19 protein-coding genes, 1 tRNA gene and 2 pseudogenes are annotated in these 16,233 nt (G+C 38.5%); 11 read left to right on the forward strand and 11 right to left on the reverse strand.

The genetic code is table 11. The features are described from left to right. The first annotated feature begins 596 nt into the window (after positions 1–596). The 5 genes from VGA95_06555 to VGA95_06575 all read left to right on the forward strand — a co-directional run bounded on the left by VGA95_06555 (position 597) and on the right by VGA95_06575 (position 5,269). Positions 597–1,187 (forward strand): hypothetical protein, encoded by a 591-nt coding sequence (locus VGA95_06555; GenBank protein ID HEX9666208.1) that lies wholly within the window; start codon positions 597–599, stop codon positions 1,185–1,187. Positions 1,188–1,278: 91 nt separating this feature from the next. Beyond that, positions 1,279–2,085, forward strand: a complete 807-nt coding sequence (locus tag VGA95_06560) for an inositol monophosphatase family protein (GenBank protein HEX9666209.1) — start codon at positions 1,279–1,281, stop codon at positions 2,083–2,085. Between the two features lie 194 nt (positions 2,086–2,279). After that, positions 2,280–2,981 carry a hypothetical protein gene (locus tag VGA95_06565; protein ID HEX9666210.1) on the forward strand — a complete coding sequence of 234 codons (702 nt, stop codon included), beginning with the start codon at positions 2,280–2,282 and terminating at the stop codon, positions 2,979–2,981. 266 nt (positions 2,982–3,247) lie between these two features. After that, positions 3,248–3,928 (forward strand): hypothetical protein, encoded by a 681-nt coding sequence (locus VGA95_06570; GenBank protein ID HEX9666211.1) that lies wholly within the window; start codon positions 3,248–3,250, stop codon positions 3,926–3,928. A 537-nt stretch (positions 3,929–4,465) separates the two neighbouring features. Continuing rightward, entirely contained in the window at positions 4,466–5,269 is an 804-nt protein-coding gene (locus tag VGA95_06575; protein HEX9666212.1) for a hypothetical protein, read from the forward strand. 105 nt (positions 5,270–5,374) lie between these two features. On the opposite strand, the gene VGA95_06580 is transcribed toward VGA95_06575, so the two are convergent. Beyond that, on the reverse strand, positions 5,375–6,331 hold the full coding sequence (locus VGA95_06580) for a transposase (protein HEX9666213.1): 957 nt from the start codon (positions 6,329–6,331) through the stop codon (positions 5,375–5,377). A 291-nt stretch (positions 6,332–6,622) separates the two neighbouring features. Here VGA95_06580 and VGA95_06585 point away from each other — a divergent pair, with 291 nt between their 5' ends. After that, positions 6,623–6,781, forward strand: coding sequence for a hypothetical protein (locus VGA95_06585; protein ID HEX9666214.1), 159 nt, complete (start codon positions 6,623–6,625; stop codon positions 6,779–6,781). A 167-nt stretch (positions 6,782–6,948) separates the two neighbouring features. On the opposite strand, the gene VGA95_06590 is transcribed toward VGA95_06585, so the two are convergent. Further along, positions 6,949–7,158: a DUF2283 domain-containing protein gene (locus VGA95_06590; protein HEX9666215.1), complete on the reverse strand. Its 210-nt coding sequence runs from the start codon at positions 7,156–7,158 to the stop codon at positions 6,949–6,951. 486 nt (positions 7,159–7,644) lie between these two features. Here VGA95_06590 and VGA95_06595 point away from each other — a divergent pair, with 486 nt between their 5' ends. Next, positions 7,645–7,782 carry a hypothetical protein gene (locus VGA95_06595; protein HEX9666216.1) on the forward strand — a complete coding sequence of 46 codons (138 nt, stop codon included), beginning with the start codon at positions 7,645–7,647 and terminating at the stop codon, positions 7,780–7,782. A gap of 117 nt (positions 7,783–7,899) precedes the next feature. Here VGA95_06595 and VGA95_06600 read toward each other — a convergent pair whose 3' ends face one another. From VGA95_06600 to VGA95_06625, 6 genes and pseudogenes are all read right to left on the reverse strand, one after another. Next, entirely contained in the window at positions 7,900–8,589 is a 690-nt protein-coding gene (locus tag VGA95_06600; GenBank protein HEX9666217.1) for a lipid-binding SYLF domain-containing protein, read from the reverse strand. A 175-nt stretch (positions 8,590–8,764) separates the two neighbouring features. Beyond that, a tRNA-Thr gene (locus VGA95_06605) sits at positions 8,765–8,836 on the reverse strand. Between the two features lie 6 nt (positions 8,837–8,842). Continuing rightward, positions 8,843–9,121 (reverse strand): tyrosine-type recombinase/integrase, encoded by a 279-nt coding sequence (locus tag VGA95_06610; protein ID HEX9666218.1) that lies wholly within the window; start codon positions 9,119–9,121, stop codon positions 8,843–8,845. A 532-nt stretch (positions 9,122–9,653) separates the two neighbouring features. Beyond that, on the reverse strand, positions 9,654–9,938 hold the full coding sequence (locus VGA95_06615) for a hypothetical protein (GenBank protein HEX9666219.1): 285 nt from the start codon (positions 9,936–9,938) through the stop codon (positions 9,654–9,656). A gap of 572 nt (positions 9,939–10,510) precedes the next feature. Further along, positions 10,511–10,707 (reverse strand): annotated as a pseudogene (locus VGA95_06620) (type II toxin-antitoxin system HicA family toxin). After that, entirely contained in the window at positions 10,700–10,924 is a 225-nt protein-coding gene (locus tag VGA95_06625) for a type II toxin-antitoxin system HicB family antitoxin (protein ID HEX9666220.1), read from the reverse strand. Before VGA95_06625 ends, VGA95_06620 begins: the two are co-directional and overlap by 8 nt. Before the next feature lie 414 nt (positions 10,925–11,338). Between VGA95_06625 and VGA95_06630 the strand changes: the two genes are divergently transcribed. The 3 genes and pseudogenes from VGA95_06630 to VGA95_06640 all read left to right on the forward strand — a co-directional run bounded on the left by VGA95_06630 (position 11,339) and on the right by VGA95_06640 (position 12,987). Next, complete coding sequence (locus tag VGA95_06630; protein HEX9666221.1) at positions 11,339–11,566, forward strand: type II toxin-antitoxin system HicB family antitoxin; 228 nt, start codon at positions 11,339–11,341, stop codon at positions 11,564–11,566. Then, positions 11,559–11,779, forward strand: a pseudogene (locus VGA95_06635) (type II toxin-antitoxin system HicA family toxin). The gene VGA95_06630 and the pseudogene VGA95_06635 overlap by 8 nt, the downstream one beginning before the upstream one ends. A gap of 323 nt (positions 11,780–12,102) precedes the next feature. Continuing rightward, positions 12,103–12,987, forward strand: a complete 885-nt coding sequence (locus VGA95_06640) for a tyrosine-type recombinase/integrase (protein ID HEX9666222.1) — start codon at positions 12,103–12,105, stop codon at positions 12,985–12,987. Here VGA95_06640 and VGA95_06645 read toward each other — a convergent pair. Next, on the reverse strand, positions 12,982–13,605 hold the full coding sequence (locus tag VGA95_06645; GenBank protein ID HEX9666223.1) for a hypothetical protein: 624 nt from the start codon (positions 13,603–13,605) through the stop codon (positions 12,982–12,984). The genes VGA95_06640 and VGA95_06645 overlap by 6 nt on opposite strands. 759 nt (positions 13,606–14,364) lie before the next feature. On the opposite strand from VGA95_06645, the gene VGA95_06650 reads away from it, so the two are divergent. Next, on the forward strand, positions 14,365–15,054 hold the full coding sequence (locus tag VGA95_06650; protein ID HEX9666224.1) for a hypothetical protein: 690 nt from the start codon (positions 14,365–14,367) through the stop codon (positions 15,052–15,054). Positions 15,055–15,306: 252 nt separating this feature from the next. Here VGA95_06650 and VGA95_06655 read toward each other — a convergent pair whose 3' ends face one another. Both VGA95_06655 and VGA95_06660 read right to left on the reverse strand, forming a co-directional pair. Further along, positions 15,307–15,930 (reverse strand): hypothetical protein, encoded by a 624-nt coding sequence (locus tag VGA95_06655; protein ID HEX9666225.1) that lies wholly within the window; start codon positions 15,928–15,930, stop codon positions 15,307–15,309. 45 nt (positions 15,931–15,975) lie between these two features. Beyond that, positions 15,976–16,233: hypothetical protein (locus VGA95_06660; protein ID HEX9666226.1), on the reverse strand; the 258-nt coding region annotated here is incomplete at its 5' end.

Here is a 16,233-nt window from a genome sequence, read left to right on the forward strand (position 1 = left end):
TGCGCACAGCCTTTCTTATCTCAACATGTTCCTCAGTGAGTAAAGGCATTGCATTATCCTCCGAAAATTATGTATGTAATCTTATGCGGGGGTTTTAGAAACCACCTAAGTTTACTCAATAATGTGTGTTGCGCAATAAAGAGAGTGGCCAGACATGATCGTACTTTCCGGCGAGGCCGGAAAGCAATGCATTTCCATGTGCAATGAAATTAAGAAATCCGATCACACTGAGCAGAGTCGAAGTGTGAAAAAAATGAATATTATCCTAAGACAGATCGTACCGTCCACAGATTTTACCAACGACTTGTGGTTTTAGCAGTCTATTGGACAAATAGTCCCAATAATTGCACCCTTAAATCGTGACGGAACCCCTGCAAAAGTCTAAAAGTAAGTCCCAAACCGGATATGAATCAGGTGTCGTCGGCCGTGCCTTTTAGAGACTAAGCGGCGTCATACTTAACCGTTTAATTGAGTATCAACTATTTAGATAATTTAATTCACCTGATTAAAATAGTATATAATGTTGAAAAGTTATCGTATTCGAATGGTTGTCCAATATAAGATTAACGAATTGGATGAAAATGAAGGAGGAGGAGATGAAAGTCAATAAAATTAAGGGCTTAGTGCCTGTCTTAAAATTTCTTTTTGTTTTACTATGTGTAGCTGTGTTTGTTATAGCGGTTAACGCTGAAGCTTTTGCAGGTGATATAAATGGCGCAGATTTTTTAAAAAGCGAAGCGGGTTACATTGGCCAAGAAAACACCGATCCTGTTCTGGATGAACGCGGTATTATAGAAGATAGCAAGAAAAACAATCTTTTATCCGACGGGCCTTTTCAATATGAAATATCTCAAAATGATAAGGGAGAAGAATCTGCTGACAACGTAAACGAAAAAGAGGATGGGGTTAAGGAACAAAGCGGTGACAAGGGAAATGGCTCTGGTGTGGTTTTTGAGCCTATACAGTATTGTCAGGGACGGTTTAAAAGGTTAGGGGGTACCGGCGTGGAGATCATTACAATCAGGTGTCCGAAAGTGGATGATAGTTGTAACTGCGAAGGTGAGAAGAAAAGCCCGACAAAGTGGGTTGAATGCGGTGGTGTGAGAAAAGACTCTACGATCGGGTCAGACCTTTTGAGCTGTGAATCTAAAATAGTCGGATCGGGCGCGGCTGCGAACTCAGAATAGGAGAATTTTAGATTCGAAGAGGGTACTTGCCGAGTTGTGTCTTAAATTTTTAGAAAAGGTGTAAAACCAAAACATTGGGTAGATTAATTTAGTGGATTATCTTGATGTAGCACGAAGAGCAGCACTTGAAGCTGGTGATTTGCTTAAACGGTATTTGGGAAAGGTCGAAGAGGTTGAGTACAAGGCGAAGAACAGCCTTGTGACCGAGGCTGACAGGATTGCGGAAAACCTTATAATAAAAACTATTAAACAAAGATACCCGGCTCATGGAATCCTTGCGGAGGAGTCTGGGATCGAAAGGCAAGGGTCAAACTATCTTTGGATAATTGATCCGCTGGATGGAACGACAAACTTCACACATACCTATCCCTTCTTTTCAGTCTCAATAGCGCTGGAAATAGACGGCGAGGTAAAAATTGGACTGATATATGATCCGATAAAGGATGAGATGTTCATCGGAGAGCGCGGGGAGGGTGCGTTGATGAATGATAAGAAAATAGTTGTTTCTGATGCATTGAAGGTGGAAGTGAGTAATCTATGTACCGGGTTTATACACACAGCGGACTGGATGGTTGAGGAGAATTTGAGGCATTTTGGGAATTTCATAAGGAGGGCCAGGGCGGTCAGGAGAGACGGCTCTGCCGCACTTGATCTCTGTTATGTGGCCTGTGGAAGGTATGATGGCTTCTGGGAGCTCGGGTTAAACCCGTGGGATACCGCCGCAGGGTATCTTATTGTAGAAGAAGCAGGGGGTAGGGTGACAAAATTCGGAGGAGAAGAGTACAACATAAATGATCAAGAGATCATAGCGAGTAACGGTAAAATTCATGATGAGATGATGAATGTGCTTACATTGGGAAGGAGTAATAATTCCAGGGAATCGACCGTTAAGGATTGATTCACTCACAATTCTAGTAATTTTGATTGACATCTTTTACATCCCATTTTTGTTCGATCCTGATTGATCCATAGATTATTTTGTGTTTTCTATGAATCTTACTCTTCATAAGAAAATCTCTTTCGAATGAAAAGGGTATAAGATTTGTAACTTTAGGTTTATAATTAAATCGATTATCTGAAGGGGGCAAGAAAATGAATAATTGGACAATAAAGGACTGGATTCCGTTGGTGAATAAACTTGTCTGGCCAATATTTATAGTACTACTCTTACTGGTATTTCAATCACAGGTGAGGGAGATTTATGAGGTTCTTTTGGATGCTATGAAGGCGGGGAGGAGTATTAAAGTGGGGGGATTTTTAGAATTGGGAGAATTGGCAAAGGATACCCAGATAAGTGAATTGTCTTTTGATAATATCTCAATTGAGGCAGTTGGCGGATCTGAAGGGGTTGTTAGGAAAGGATCTGTTTCGTATCTCGAAAAGTTACAAGAGGAACTTCGTCTGAATCCATCAAGGAAGATTGATACCTTACTGATAACCGATGATATTTCTTACTCTACCGATTTAATCAGGAAATATATCGGCACCCTTGGCCTTCGTTTCGTCGTATTTCAAAAAAGGGATATGTTTGACGGCTGGATAAACTCTACCACATTTGTTGCTCAAATATCAGGAAATGAAGGGATGATGTCCTATGTCAATTTGAGGAATTCAATAATAGGTATTAGGACTGAAAGTGTTAGATCAAACGCAACTGCCAAAGAGGTTTTACAATTAATGCAGGAACTGCATGTCGATTCAGTTCCTGTTCTTGATACAAACGACAGATGGCTATTTTTCGCAAATCGCGAAGAAATTCTTGCCCGGCTCATGACGTCCATTCTAATCGATTGACATACGAGGACTGATGCGAGCGCTTTTTCATCGACTGAGGGGAGGAATATTAAAGAAAGAGAGTGAAACTATTTTCTACTTTTGAAGTTCACAGATGTAGGTCATCTTTTGAATGATACATGAGGGTTGTGAATGACATTTGAGCTGGCTAAGGGTTCGACTGGTGGTCAGTTTGGCGTAAGATGCAAGTGCATGAGGGTTGACCCTTCGAAGATTTTATGCACAATGTATAATATATAGATCCATGCCTGAAAGAGGTGAAATGTATGAAAGGTCTTAGATATCTGATAATAGCATTTCTTACCGCATTGACGTTTACTGTGGGTGCTAATCCCGGTATGGCTCGTAAGTCTGGACATGGCGGCGGTTATAGGGGTGGACATGGAGGCTATCAGGGAGGCCATAGAGGTGGGCATAATGGTTATTATGGTTATCGTGGCGGACATCATGGACATCGCTATAATCATGGCTATGGCTACGGCTACGGTTATTACAGACCCTATTATAACTCCTTTGCATATTATTGGCCGTACCTAATCCCACCTTTAGTGTATGGTACACTCTTATATTATCAGTATTCGAGGCCTGTTTATTATCCGACATATCCAAACCCAGTAAATCAGCAGGTTATTATATCCCCACAGGCACAGGCTCCGGCAGAAACACCCCAGACCCAAGGGGTTCCGCAGGGGCAATCAGGCACTTATCAGATAATAGTTAAAGACAGGTATGGGAACCCACAGACGATAAATGTTCCTAGAGGAAAGACAGCTACAATAAGTGAAGGGGAAAACGGAGAGCTGCAGATCAATTTTGAAGAACAGCCGAGCTCACAGCAGGCAATACCACCGGGTGATGCTATCGCAGATAACTATCAGAGTGATTCACCAGACTATGGGGCAGGCATACCCTTGAAGCAGACCGATGCGTTTGGCATGGGATGGTAGTTGAAGTGGGCGAACCATGTTCCTTAAGTGAAAAATAGGTGTTATTTCCCTTTTGTCATTCCCTAAGAAGCGGGGTCAGGCGTGAATAATTGAATTATTTTCTATTCTTCAGATCAACTATGATTGTATTAATTATATTTTCAGCCCCTTAGATTCCTTAAGCCTTTCGTTTACGGGCACAGGTGATTGAAATCTTCGCCTTTTTTAAGAATTAAGCTACCAGCGTGTTCTGTCAGCATCACATGGTAAAGCCCACCCGCTATATGGAGACCTGGTTTTCCTCCCATCCTGACAAAGATAGGCTTATTTCGAAAATAATTCTAAAAACTGTATGCTTCCTTCAATTTTCAACTTACACATTTCACATGGATTATGGATAGTCTATAAATTGTCATATGCATGAAGTTCTGACAACAATTTCTCTCCTTAACTTAAATTTCAATGCATATTTATTTAAAAATTTATTGGCATGCTAATTGCCATCATTATGAATAACATTGAGTATCTTAGCTCAAAATAAATTTAGGGAGGATTTAAATGTTACTCAAAATAAAATTAAGTTTGTTCTCATTGCTGCTTTGTATCATAACTCTTATCGCTGCTTGTGATGGAGGGGACGACCAGCATAGGGATAATGGAGCTACGCCAGGAAGACAAACAAGAGAAGTTACCGGGGTTGTAGGTGAGGGAACAGCAAAGCATTTTTCTCCAGGAGGTAATAAAACAGCTATTTTGGCTATGAATGTTTATGACCTTATTTCGCCTTACAGCGCATATGCTACCGGGCAAGCTGGAACATTCATCGTAAGCGCATTGGGGAGAAATGGCTCTATCCGTGAAAGTGATACTGACCCTGTAACCGGAGGGTTTACTCTTAATCTTCCAGTGGATGATTGTTATACAATGAGTTTCACAGCTCATACCGGTCCTGGAATGATGGATGAATTTTGGGATTTTATCGTATTTCAGTGTGGTCCGGAGCATATAGGAGAGTTTGACGATCAGTTTTGCCTGACTACCGGGAATAATCCTGTCGACTTGGGAGTGATCACATTACATTCAGACCATAGCTTTGCCATGCCCATGCATAACCCACTTGAAGAAGTGGACACGAATGGGGACGGAACTATGGATTTCCATGATCCCGATTATATATGTGGTAACGTTGGAGACGCCGACCACGATGGATATTATGATGACGACTCTGATAACGATGGTTTTCACGACGATGACATGGACCATGATGGATTTCATGATGATGACATGAACCATGATGGCTTTCACGATGGAATGGAACCGGATCACGGTATGGGACCTGGGGGAGGCATGATGCATCGCTAACATTACGGAACTTTATTACACAATAACACACAATAACACCGATCAGCAGTTTAGAGGTCTCAAAGTTAACGAGGAATGATGGGGTCGTATCTCAACATTTAATATTTATGCTAATATCTCATTCTCCAAGTCCTGAATCATTCTTCTGATTTTTTTATCCTTCTTGAGTTCTTCACTAAATCTCTTACAGCTCTGCGCCACAGCGGCATAATCCATACCATATATCTTTCCTATTTCACTCAACCGTAAGTCAGTGTGCTTCTTTATCAAATACATAGATATTTTCCTGTACACATTTCCCCTCTTCTTATCTACTATGTCATTTTTTCTTATTCCATATCTCTTTTGTATTAATCCTATTATCTCTTCTGCATTTTTCGTCCCACTTGGCCTTGTTGCTATTATTTCTCTTTTTCTCCCAATCTTTTTTATTCTATCTACAATCTCGTTTATATATCTCCCAGTTCCCAGTGCTATACCCCTATAAGATTCCGCCAATGGATCCTTTGTTCCGATATTCTCCTTTACGTAACTCCTGTATCTCTTCCTTGCTTCTTTTGTATCTTCAGCAAACTGACTCAATATGAATTCTTTGTCTAATCTCTCGGGAATTTTCCCTCTATCACTCACATAATCCAGATAACTACTCCATCTGTATTGCTTCAAATTCTTTACCATTCCTGCCCTAAGGGGATTTAGATGTATATATGCACTGAGCTTCAACCCATAATTGTTCTGTTCTACCAGTATTGATTTATATCTACCCTGTAGCACCGAGCCCACTATGTTGTGTTCTGCCTTAATCCAGTTCGTATACGAGGTATTCAAATAATGCATTCCTTCTGATATGTTTGCATCTGGGGTTTTTATAAACAAATGGTAGTGATTGTCCATTAGGCAGTAGGCATAACAGATAAAATGGTATTTATTAAGTGTTTCGTTAAGTTTCTCTATAAATACTTTTTTATCATTATCTGAATAAAATATGTTTTCTCTTCTATTGCCTCGGGATGTAATATGATAACATGCACCTTCAAATGCCAGTCTCAAAGCCCTTGCCATGAGATGATATTAAAATCAAAACAATTATTTGTCAATTGTTGAGATACGACCCCACGCAGTCTACAATCACGAGCCCTTCAATACCCCACCCGGTCACCCTGAGCTCAGTCGAAGGATGAGCAGGTCGAAGAATCTATCGGAAATCCCACACACGTTTCCCAGTTCCGAAATACTCAATTCTGTAATATAATAAATACAATCTCATGTGTGACCCCGTGCTAATAGCCGCAATTCTTGAAGAACTAGGATACTTTGACGAAGAGAAGGAAGGGGACAAGAGGGATGAAGTTCATGACAGGAAAACTGACAAAGACAATTCCAAAAATAGCCGGGAAGGAGAAATATAAGGTAAAGTCGTCTGTATCACAGAAAATGTCTGTTATACGTAATTTATTTGAGAAGCTGGGATTCCTAGTAGTATTGTTTTGTATCATGGATCGTGCATCCTGAATCTTGCATCATGCATCGTGGATCATGTATCCGGCATCCTGCACGGAATCACCATTTGTCAATTGAAGACTTGATCGCATCGTAACCAGTGTAAAATAAAGGACTGATCCCCAGGCCGTTTATTTGTCAAAAGTTAATACCAAAACCCCTGAGACTTTTTTTTGGGTTTAAATAATGTGAAGTCTTTTCTCCATAGGCTTTAATATATTTTTGAATAACTCTGAAGCTCTAAAAATTTCAATACCGATGAGTTTGCCAGACCTATTAAATTCACAGTTAACACCTGGCGCAAGTTCAATAACCTCTTCTTCTGTACCCTCCCGACCAAAATACAGAATGTCTTCTTCTTCATCGTATGATACTTTAAACTTTTTCATCAATTTTACTCCATCTGCCACTTTTAACCCTTTTTAGTTTCTGATCTATCCCTAACGGATGTATAGTTAAAAGTTTAACATAAACCTTCAATAATATATGCTATCATCACATCTCTGATCTTATTGTAAAGCTTAACTTTCATAATAGCCACTCGATGTCCTGTTTGCGCGTCAAAATACCTCTCACCAGATTGCTCATATATTTTTTGAGGCAAGGAATAAGGTATTTTTCTCAATGATAACCTATTCTTTATATGATTAGAGTATAGTATTTGCATTACATGAAATCAATCCATTTTTACTTAGTTACCGTTAGTGTATAAGTAGCATAATAATACTTACGAATATAGGGGTAGACCCTAATTTCTTTATATTAAAGATAAAGCACAAGTCCGTCTTTTGTCATCCCGACCTATATCGCGAATCCATTTTGTATTTTTCCTAATTCTTGAATCCCCAATTCTGTAATATAATTAATCCATTTCCATGTGTGATCCAGAACTCATAGTTGCAATACTTGAAGAACTAGGATACTTCGACGAAAAGAAAGATGAGGACCATAAGGATGAAATTTACGACAACGTACCTACCATAGTTCAGAAATTTGCGGGAGGACGAAGATGAATAGAGTATAAGACAAAATTCATCCCTGGTATGGGGTTTTTCCTGAGCTTTAAAGGGTAGCTGTTCCTATTTACCATTTGCTTGATCTTGTCAACGAGCGCCCGTTCCTGATCGGAACTAGCGACGTGGCGCAAATTTCAAGACAGCTTCTCGAAATACCTTTATGGAATCGGGGATAGTTTTTTCCTCAAATAGCGTTTCATAGGCGGAAAGAGCTTTTCCATATGACCTTGTATTACCCTTGCTATTAAAATTTAGCGTTAGACCACCTAGATCGGCACCAGCAAACAGCCCATCCTTTGATTCGGTGTAGGTGATAAAAGAGATTCCCTTGGTATGTGAGCCCGTAGTAGCCCCTGTTTGTCCGGCCACAGCCGCAGCCTGAGCCTCACCAAAAGTTACACTCTCGGATACCAAGCCTCCCACACCCTTTTCATCCATTACGAGCGCGATCACATTAAAGGAACCTCCCCCCGCTGATAGACCAAGAGAGCCTCCAGTTGCGTTATAGAAAGCGGGCGCACCCCACTTTCCTGTTTCTCTACTCCTGCATATAACTAGTCCCTTACCGCTCTCTACCGTTACTACCAATCCAGCCTTTACCAATGAGGGGATTACAATTATACACTTTGCATCATCAATGAGCGTCTGTGGGATTTTTTGACTTGGTGGAGCATTCAATTCTTGATACAAAATATTTGCGGACTTTACAGCTCTTTCATCGAGTTGAGCCTTGGCCCAGTCGTGTGAAAATGTGATAAAAAGAAGCGACAAAGCTAAAATGGTCAATGAAAATCTAATACTCATGAAATTTATTCCTCCTACTTTAGATCTTGTTTATCTTAAAGGGTATTAAAAGGGGAAGCAACCCTTCTCGTTTGAGCTTTTTATTTGTGGATTCCCAATGACTGCGTTGGGGAATGACAGGATGGGGCGTATATTGCCGATAAATCTTGGAATAAGAAATTGCTGTAATCATTCGAGCCGACGTGGGGATTTGAACCCCAGACCTGCGCATTACGAGTGCGCTGCTCTACCGCTGAGCTACGTCGGCCATAATTCAATTCTTGTTAATTATTTCCGTAAATTGCAGCTCTTTCAACTTTTCAGAAGAAGCGTCCGGTTCTCCCTGAGGGACAAAATCGGGACATTTTCTGTCTGAAGATTTTAGAACATTTCTTTCTTCCCGCTCGTTAGGATGCATGTATCTCCTAGTTACATTGATGGAAGAATGGCCTAAGATCTTCCGAACAACATCTAGCCTTCCAGTGATTGCCATTCTCGTGGCTGCTGTATGCCTTAAATAGTGGAATCTTAACTTATCAAGTCTAGCTATCAGAAACTTTGTTTCGAAGCAAACTCAGATCCTGTCATTATAAAAAGAGATTCGAATGTCCTTCTAAAAATTGCGTGAGGAAAATCAGAAGCGGAAAGGTTAAGAAACATTTTCAGGCGGAGGGCAAGACTAAAAGTTTCAGTCGAACTAGTGGTACTGTTCTGAATCATGCATCATATATCCTGCATCTTGCATCGTGGATCATGCATCCCGGACGTATTAGATTTAAGCTCTTCGATACATTAACCTTTGAATAAATAGAACTAACCAGAGAGTTCCAGTTACAAACAAAATCACCGAAGAAAAATATAAATTTAGTGTATAAAAAGTTATTGATATTGCATAAAGCCCAATAAAAATAGGCCCGGATGTTGCTAATGTTATAAACCCTTTTTTCTCTTTGAAACCATAATACACCTGGGGAACTAAGGAAATAAAGAATATTATGTTAGCAACCATGATTACAGCGTCTTGCCAGAGCATTTTATTTAATCCGAATATAATTTAGCTTGGCTAATTCCTTAAACTTTTAATCCTAATTTAATTTTTCCAATAAATGCTTATGAATTTCAACCATAGCCAGTGTGTCCATCCTACAATATGCTCTTAGGTCCGCAATCATTTCTCGTTTTTCAGCATCGTCTTCAGTGTTAATCATTTGTTCCCGGGCCAAAATTCCTACCTCAGTACCTTGTTCAAGTATTCGTTCCGTTGCTTCTGACATTGGGGCAGCCTTTTCAGGATCATTGATTTCTAGCCAAAAGCGCTTTTCACACTGAAGGCCTGAAAGGAATTTAGATTTTGATAGGTTTCTTTTCATAATATTAACTCTCTGAGCCTCTGTTAGAGAGATTATTTATATCATTTTCTTTCTCTTTATCTGTTTCTAATAGTTGATCAGGCACTGACCGTGTGTCTTGGTCGGGTCAGCCTTGAAGCATTTACAGGATATGCCGCATTGTCCGTCGGTGACACATGCAACCTTTTTGCAAGATATATCCTCACAAAGCGCCCGGCGTGGTATTGAGAAAAAGTGCGAAGCTAATACTATTATTAAAATTACAACACAGATAGTGACCAATATTTTCGAAACAGTTTTCAAGTTTTTTCACCAAGGGGAATTTCTTATAGCATACCTCATGTTTCCGTAATATTGACATGATGGATAGTCAGATTTGGTCCAGATGACCCGTTCACACTGAGCACTGTTGAATGGCCTGGCATCGAAATTTTCCTGTGCACATACATAAAGGCTAGCACTGTAAATACGATCAGAGGGTTCCCTTTTTCGTTAGAAAGTCAAATGTGGGTCATGAGAAAGCGGCTTGAAACACAAATAAGCAAATAAACAAAGCCTGACACGCTAAAATTTATAAAATTTATAGATAAGATTTATTTATCACCTAAGATTTTTAAGACCTGTTTAATTATCTTAGGATGTAATATTTTCCCCTTATGAAAAGGTAGGACTATCCTTTTATTATCTTTCATATATATCCTGTGGCTACCTTTACTCCTAATCATTTCAAAACCAGCTCCTAGAAGCATTTCCTGAGCTTCGTGTGTGTTAGTCTGGGAGTCTTAGGCAACAAGTACCTCTAAGGTTGTGGTAAGAATTTCTTTACTAAGCAGATCCTTTCTCTCACCCTCCGATAATGTTTCAAGGTAGAGTTCTATTGCTTCACGTATATTGTCTAAGACCTCCTCTAAGGTATTTCCCTGCGTGTGACACCCTTCAAGTCCAGGACAATACGCGTAGTAACCATTCTGATCTTTTTCAATAACAACATTAACTTTATAAGACATTTTTAATCTCCATTTAATTTAAAATTATATGTCTCTATAAAGCAAAAGTATTAGGCATTTCAAATGTTTTTTCAATATGGGCTAGTTATCCGAATAAACCTAAGTTGTAATAATCAAATAAACCCTCTAAAATTTTTATAAAGGCTAGAGCCTCCACTTTGATGCTGCGTCGTGGATCATGGATCTTCCATCCTGAATCTTGCATCCTGTATCCTGCATCATGTATCGTGGATCATGCATCCCGCATCCTGTATCCTGCATCATGCATCAAAAGGTTAAGTCCCCTTTGAACTATTTTCGTTTTTGAAAAAAGTGTCGTGCTTTTTGATTTATATGGTCTATACTTATCCATGAATCTATACTGTGTAACGCATACATTGCCGGGTAACTTTATTTTTTATAGTGGTCTTCCTGATGAAACACTTGCAACATTTCACAGCGATTATAGAGCGTGAAGGAGATGGATACGTGGCACTTTGTCCCGAACTGGATATTGCAAGTGAAGGGGATACCGTCGAAGGCGCACGAAGTAATTTGGTTGAAGCAATCGAACTGTTCCTGGAAACTGCCGAACCGTCGGAGGTCCAAAATCGCTTGCGTTCAGAAGTATTTATTACACGTGTAGAGGTTTCTGTTGGGTAAATTACGCGTCCTATCAGGCCGCGCAGTTTGTAAGATTCTCTCGCAACATGAGTTTGTTGAAGTAAGAAGTCGGGGAAGTCATATCGTGATGCAAAAGAAAATCCCTGCTCGACTATAACAGTACCTATTCCGGATCACTCCGAACTGCGGATCGGTACTTTACAATCTATAATCCGCCAATCTCAACTTCCACGTTCATTGTTTGAGGAATAGTACAAAAAGGGTTGAATCCCCTTTGAATCTAAAAGGCTCTCAGAGTCTAAAATACTAAAATCTATTTGATCAGCCTTCCAAGAATTGCGTTAAGAAAATGAGAAGCGGAGACGTTAAGAAAAATTTGTGGCCTGAGACCAGATTAAATTTTTCAGTCGAACTGGCTGTATCCTGCATCATGCATCGTGCATCATGGATCATGTTCCGGCATCCTGCATCATGAATCCTGCATCCTGCATCCTGTTTTTGAGGTTTGCGTCCCCTTTGATTTGGCTAGAATTAGTCAACAAAAGATTTGACCCCTAAGTTTTCAAATAAAGCAGATTTCACTCTTTGAATATATAGAGATTTACAAAGAATACTCCAAATCAAATAAAGCAAAGTCAACATATGAAAGAGAATTAGATATTATCAAGCCAATTAAGAGATTGTTTGGAAATCTACCAATAAGAAAAATGGATAAGTACTTAATAGAGAGCTATAAAACGAAGCGGTTGAAGGATGGATTAAAACCAGCAACTACCAATAGGGAATTAAGATTAATTTCTAACATGCTTAATAAAGCCATAGAATGGAATTTTCTAATTAATAATCCTTTTGTTGGCATCACATTTCTTAAATCAAATCATGTCCCAGTTAAATTCTTAGGTGTAGAAGAAATTGATAAACTAGTTGGCTTTTCGAGTATGTGGTTGAGACCGATTTTGATAGTTCTCAGGAATAGCGGAATGAGAACACATGAATTGCTTAATCTCAAATTTAGTGACATAGATTTTGAGCGAAAGACGATGATTGTAAGAAGTCTTAAAACAAATAGCTTTCGAGTTATCCCAATGAACCAAGAGCTCTTTGATACTTTAGTTTGGTTAAGAAACAATTGTTGTCACCCGAACACGAATAAGATATTGCCAAGAGCTGATCACCAAAAGGTCTATGTCTTTTGCAAACTAGATGGCAATAAACCCGATAGTATTAAAACAAGCTTCAATAAGGCTTGTAGAAAAGCTGGTCTTAAGGCTAACCCCCATATGCTTAGGCATAGTTTTGCATCTCATCTAATCATGAATGGTGTTGATATAGTAACAGTTAAGGAATTATTAGGGCATAGTCAGATTTCCACAACTATGATTTATGCACACTTGTCGCCAAGTTATAAGGCTAATACTGTTGAAAAGTTACCCTGGATAGGTAAAGGTAAATTTCTATAGATAAAAACATTCTTTGAAACGTTGAATTATTATGTGAATCCATGTAGGTTTTGCCTTGAGAAGGTTCAATATCTTATTGTTTGGTATATAGTCTCTGCCATTGATACTAAATTCCCCATCTTCATTTACCACCACATCAGCTACTACATTCTTGGTATGAATTCTTCTATTTTTGTCAGTCAGGAGAATTGTTTCTAGCCCAACAAGTATCTTATGCTCTCTATGCATTTGTTTGATACCCAGCCCCTTTATTAGTTCATTTTGTGTAGTATTACATACAATGATGTTAGGCCGATGATCACCAGGAGACATTGAAAAATTAGGATTGTTACTGTTCTCAAAGCAAATATCTACGTGCACTAGTTCATTTGTTACATAGATTGAGTGATTATAGATATCAATGTGCCTCTTACCATTATTAATAAAGGTAATTGGTAACGAAAAGTGCAGTGAATCCCCTTGGATTGGATCTTTCTTATGACCTTGAATAAGTTTTAAATCCCCAATATTTGCCTGGATTGAATTGGACTTGTGAAAGAACTGCAAGTATATGGATACCAATGCTCCCCCTAAAGCAAGGCCAGACAGAACCAATGATATAGTGCTTTTATCCATCATGATCTCTATGAAATATCAAAAGCTATCTTTTAAATACCTACCTCTTCAGAGTAGTTAGTAATCTAAATGTTAATCCATAACTTATTCAATATAAAGAAAATGGTTCTGATTGATGATGAATTACAACCGCAGCCTCATTTATACCAAAATCACAATGGGAGTATCGAAGCTGGACGATCACAAAATATTTAGTTTATAATTTGCCATAATGAAGCAACTCAAAAAGCTGATAATACTAGGATTGATTCTAGTTTTGTACAGTTGCGGCTACCAGGTACAAGAACCAGCACCAGTTATGCCAAAATATTCGACAGATAAGGGAAAGGCATGTGCTAGAGAGTGTCAATTAATTTATGCAAGTTGTAATGATAGTTGTATAGGATTTAGAGGTCACAGGGATCGAGGATGTTTAAGTAATTGTAATCAATTGTTAGGGGAATGCTATTCAACGTGTGAATAATTCATGAATTTAAGATAAAGCTGAATAAGACCACTCTGGATAACCAGCGACCCTTGAAACCTCTAACCTTAATGTTATATTAAATTCAATAATTGATGCTAATACAACTATCTGATCAAAATTTCCTACGATTAGTAAGTTACTTTTCACCAACCAACGTAGATTATGCTAAATTTCTAACGCACCGCCATAAAATTGTAATTCCAGAACGAATTTATAATAGTTTAAAAGAAAATGAACATAGATATGCGACTACAAGTGACAGCTTCAATTACCACTATGTAATGGATGATGATTGGATGCGTGACCCAAGAAATTTGTATAACTACTATGATATGGGGGAATACGCATCTTCAATCTCAGATATCCTCAAATACATATTTAGGAGTTATGAATTAGAGAATGATATTAGATCTGACTTTCATTCTACCATAGAGGGAATTCAGCAGGCCATGCCCATAAGTTTTTGCAACTGCATTCTTGGCTTTTTACAAGCGTGTGAATCTCCTATAGAAAGAAAATATTTATTATCTCTATTGAGACACGCACATGTCAAAAGTTATGGTCTAACTGTAGAAAATTTTAACCTAGGAACTTTTAGAGTTGCAAAAGGAAATCCATCATTAAGAATTGAGATTCAAAAACCCATCCATAACTTAAGAGTAGATTTTTTTGTTACATTTGAAGCCTCAATGAGACTTTTTAATTTCATTGACAAAAAGGATATTGGTGAACTAGAAGCAACTTCTAGCACTGTAGTTGAGTGCCAGGGGCAGCAGTATCATTATCAAAATTCAGGTCAAATTAACAATACAAACTCAAAATTAATAGCTTTGCAAGGTGAATATTCAGTACTTCCATTCAGTGGCAATAAGATCAACACTGATTCTTACCACTGCGCTGAAACAACTATTGATTTCTTGCTAAATAAAATTAAACGTAATTATCATGAATATCTCAAAAACCAAAAGAACCCAAAATCCCACTAAGAAGATTCTACTAAACATCATGTTAGACCAAAATCATTCCTAAGTTGTTTACCAGCATCTTTTAGTTTTTGATTGAGGGCAGGCTTTCTACTTCAACTTAGCTAGTCTAACAAAACAGAAGTCAAAAAGGCTTTCTAGAGTATCCAATTACCCCTCTGCTTCACCAGGATTGCTATTCAACATGTGAATAACCTACGTCGAATCAGCGGTCAATTTACCATACGAATCCCAAAGTCTATATTGTTAGATTAATCAGAAATTACTTAGTAGGCCAATATTTCGTGACTTCTCTAACATATCCAAGTTCATACCTGCTGGCAGTTGCGCCCATCGGTTCGTATTTGGATTCAAGCCATAAGCCACCCACTCTGCATAGGGTTTTTCCTGAAGCGGAACCTCATAACGTAGATAGATCAAAAGTCCGTCTATTCCTTCAAATTTTCCTATTTGCAAAAATCTTTCCAACTTAAGGTCTTTTCCCAGTTTCAAAACCTGATCTTCAGCATATTCTAATCTGTTTTCGTATATATACATGAGACCAATTTTCTCCTTTAGGGGTTCTTGCCCAACGAAGGGTATCACTTTTAACCTGAGTCCTGTAGCTTGGAATCCCCTGTTTACTAGAAAGACTTTTAAAACTCTTTGATTATCGACTATATCTGAGATAGGGGTAAGGATGTGAATTTCAGGAAAAGACCGTACTATGTAATCCTTCCGTATTATACTAACTTGCTCTTCTAGTGTTTGTAGTGAGTGCCTCGTTAATAGTACATAGAAAAAGGTTACTACTATTAAGATAATAGTAACTAAAGCAATTATAAGATTACCGTAATCTGTATTTACTTCTCTAAGCCACTTGAAAAACCGATTTAACAAAATTACTGCACTCCAAACTTTGCCGATATACGCTTAATAACTAGGTTAAATCAAATTTTGATAAAAACACACACTTGAATAATAGACTGTCTCTCCTTCTTCAGTAATATGAATCAGGCTAAACACCCCGTAATAACTACCGTTCTTGATAGTCAAACAAGCCTTGGAAGAAGCAAAATCTATTACCTTATATGAGTTTATGGATGAATACACTAGATACGCTAAGACAAATAAATCCATAGCAACTTGTAAGAGAGAACTAGAGGTTATGTGATATGAAGCTAAATGAAGTAGCAGGGATGT

This window comes from Thermodesulfobacteriota bacterium, assembly GCA_036397855.1.
Classification (GTDB): Bacteria; Desulfobacterota_D; UBA1144; order Nemesobacterales; family CSP1-2; genus DASWID01.

What these genes read in the sequence shown, in the direction of transcription:
- VGA95_06600 (HEX9666217.1), bottom strand. Translation starts at nt 8,589, where the DNA reads ATGAGTATTAGATTTTCATTGACCATTTTAGCTTTGTCGCTTCTTTTT.
- VGA95_06615 (HEX9666219.1), bottom strand. Translation starts at nt 9,938, where the DNA reads ATGAAAAGAAACCTATCAAAATCTAAATTCCTTTCAGGCCTTCAGTGT.
- VGA95_06595 (HEX9666216.1), top strand. Translation starts at nt 7,645, where the DNA reads ATGTGTGATCCAGAACTCATAGTTGCAATACTTGAAGAACTAGGATAC.
- VGA95_06650 (HEX9666224.1), top strand. Translation starts at nt 14,365, where the DNA reads ATGCGTGACCCAAGAAATTTGTATAACTACTATGATATGGGGGAATAC.
- VGA95_06625 (HEX9666220.1), bottom strand. Translation starts at nt 10,924, where the DNA reads ATGTCTTATAAAGTTAATGTTGTTATTGAAAAAGATCAGAATGGTTAC.
- VGA95_06570 (HEX9666211.1), top strand. Translation starts at nt 3,248, where the DNA reads ATGAAAGGTCTTAGATATCTGATAATAGCATTTCTTACCGCATTGACG.
- VGA95_06585 (HEX9666214.1), top strand. Translation starts at nt 6,623, where the DNA reads ATGACAGGAAAACTGACAAAGACAATTCCAAAAATAGCCGGGAAGGAG.
- VGA95_06580 (HEX9666213.1), bottom strand. Translation starts at nt 6,331, where the DNA reads ATGGCAAGGGCTTTGAGACTGGCATTTGAAGGTGCATGTTATCATATT.
- VGA95_06575 (HEX9666212.1), top strand. Translation starts at nt 4,466, where the DNA reads ATGTTACTCAAAATAAAATTAAGTTTGTTCTCATTGCTGCTTTGTATC.
- VGA95_06630 (HEX9666221.1), top strand. Translation starts at nt 11,339, where the DNA reads ATGAAACACTTGCAACATTTCACAGCGATTATAGAGCGTGAAGGAGAT.
- VGA95_06645 (HEX9666223.1), bottom strand. Translation starts at nt 13,605, where the DNA reads ATGATGGATAAAAGCACTATATCATTGGTTCTGTCTGGCCTTGCTTTA.
- VGA95_06565 (HEX9666210.1), top strand. Translation starts at nt 2,280, where the DNA reads ATGAATAATTGGACAATAAAGGACTGGATTCCGTTGGTGAATAAACTT.
- VGA95_06555 (HEX9666208.1), top strand. Translation starts at nt 597, where the DNA reads ATGAAAGTCAATAAAATTAAGGGCTTAGTGCCTGTCTTAAAATTTCTT.
- VGA95_06590 (HEX9666215.1), bottom strand. Translation starts at nt 7,158, where the DNA reads ATGAAAAAGTTTAAAGTATCATACGATGAAGAAGAAGACATTCTGTAT.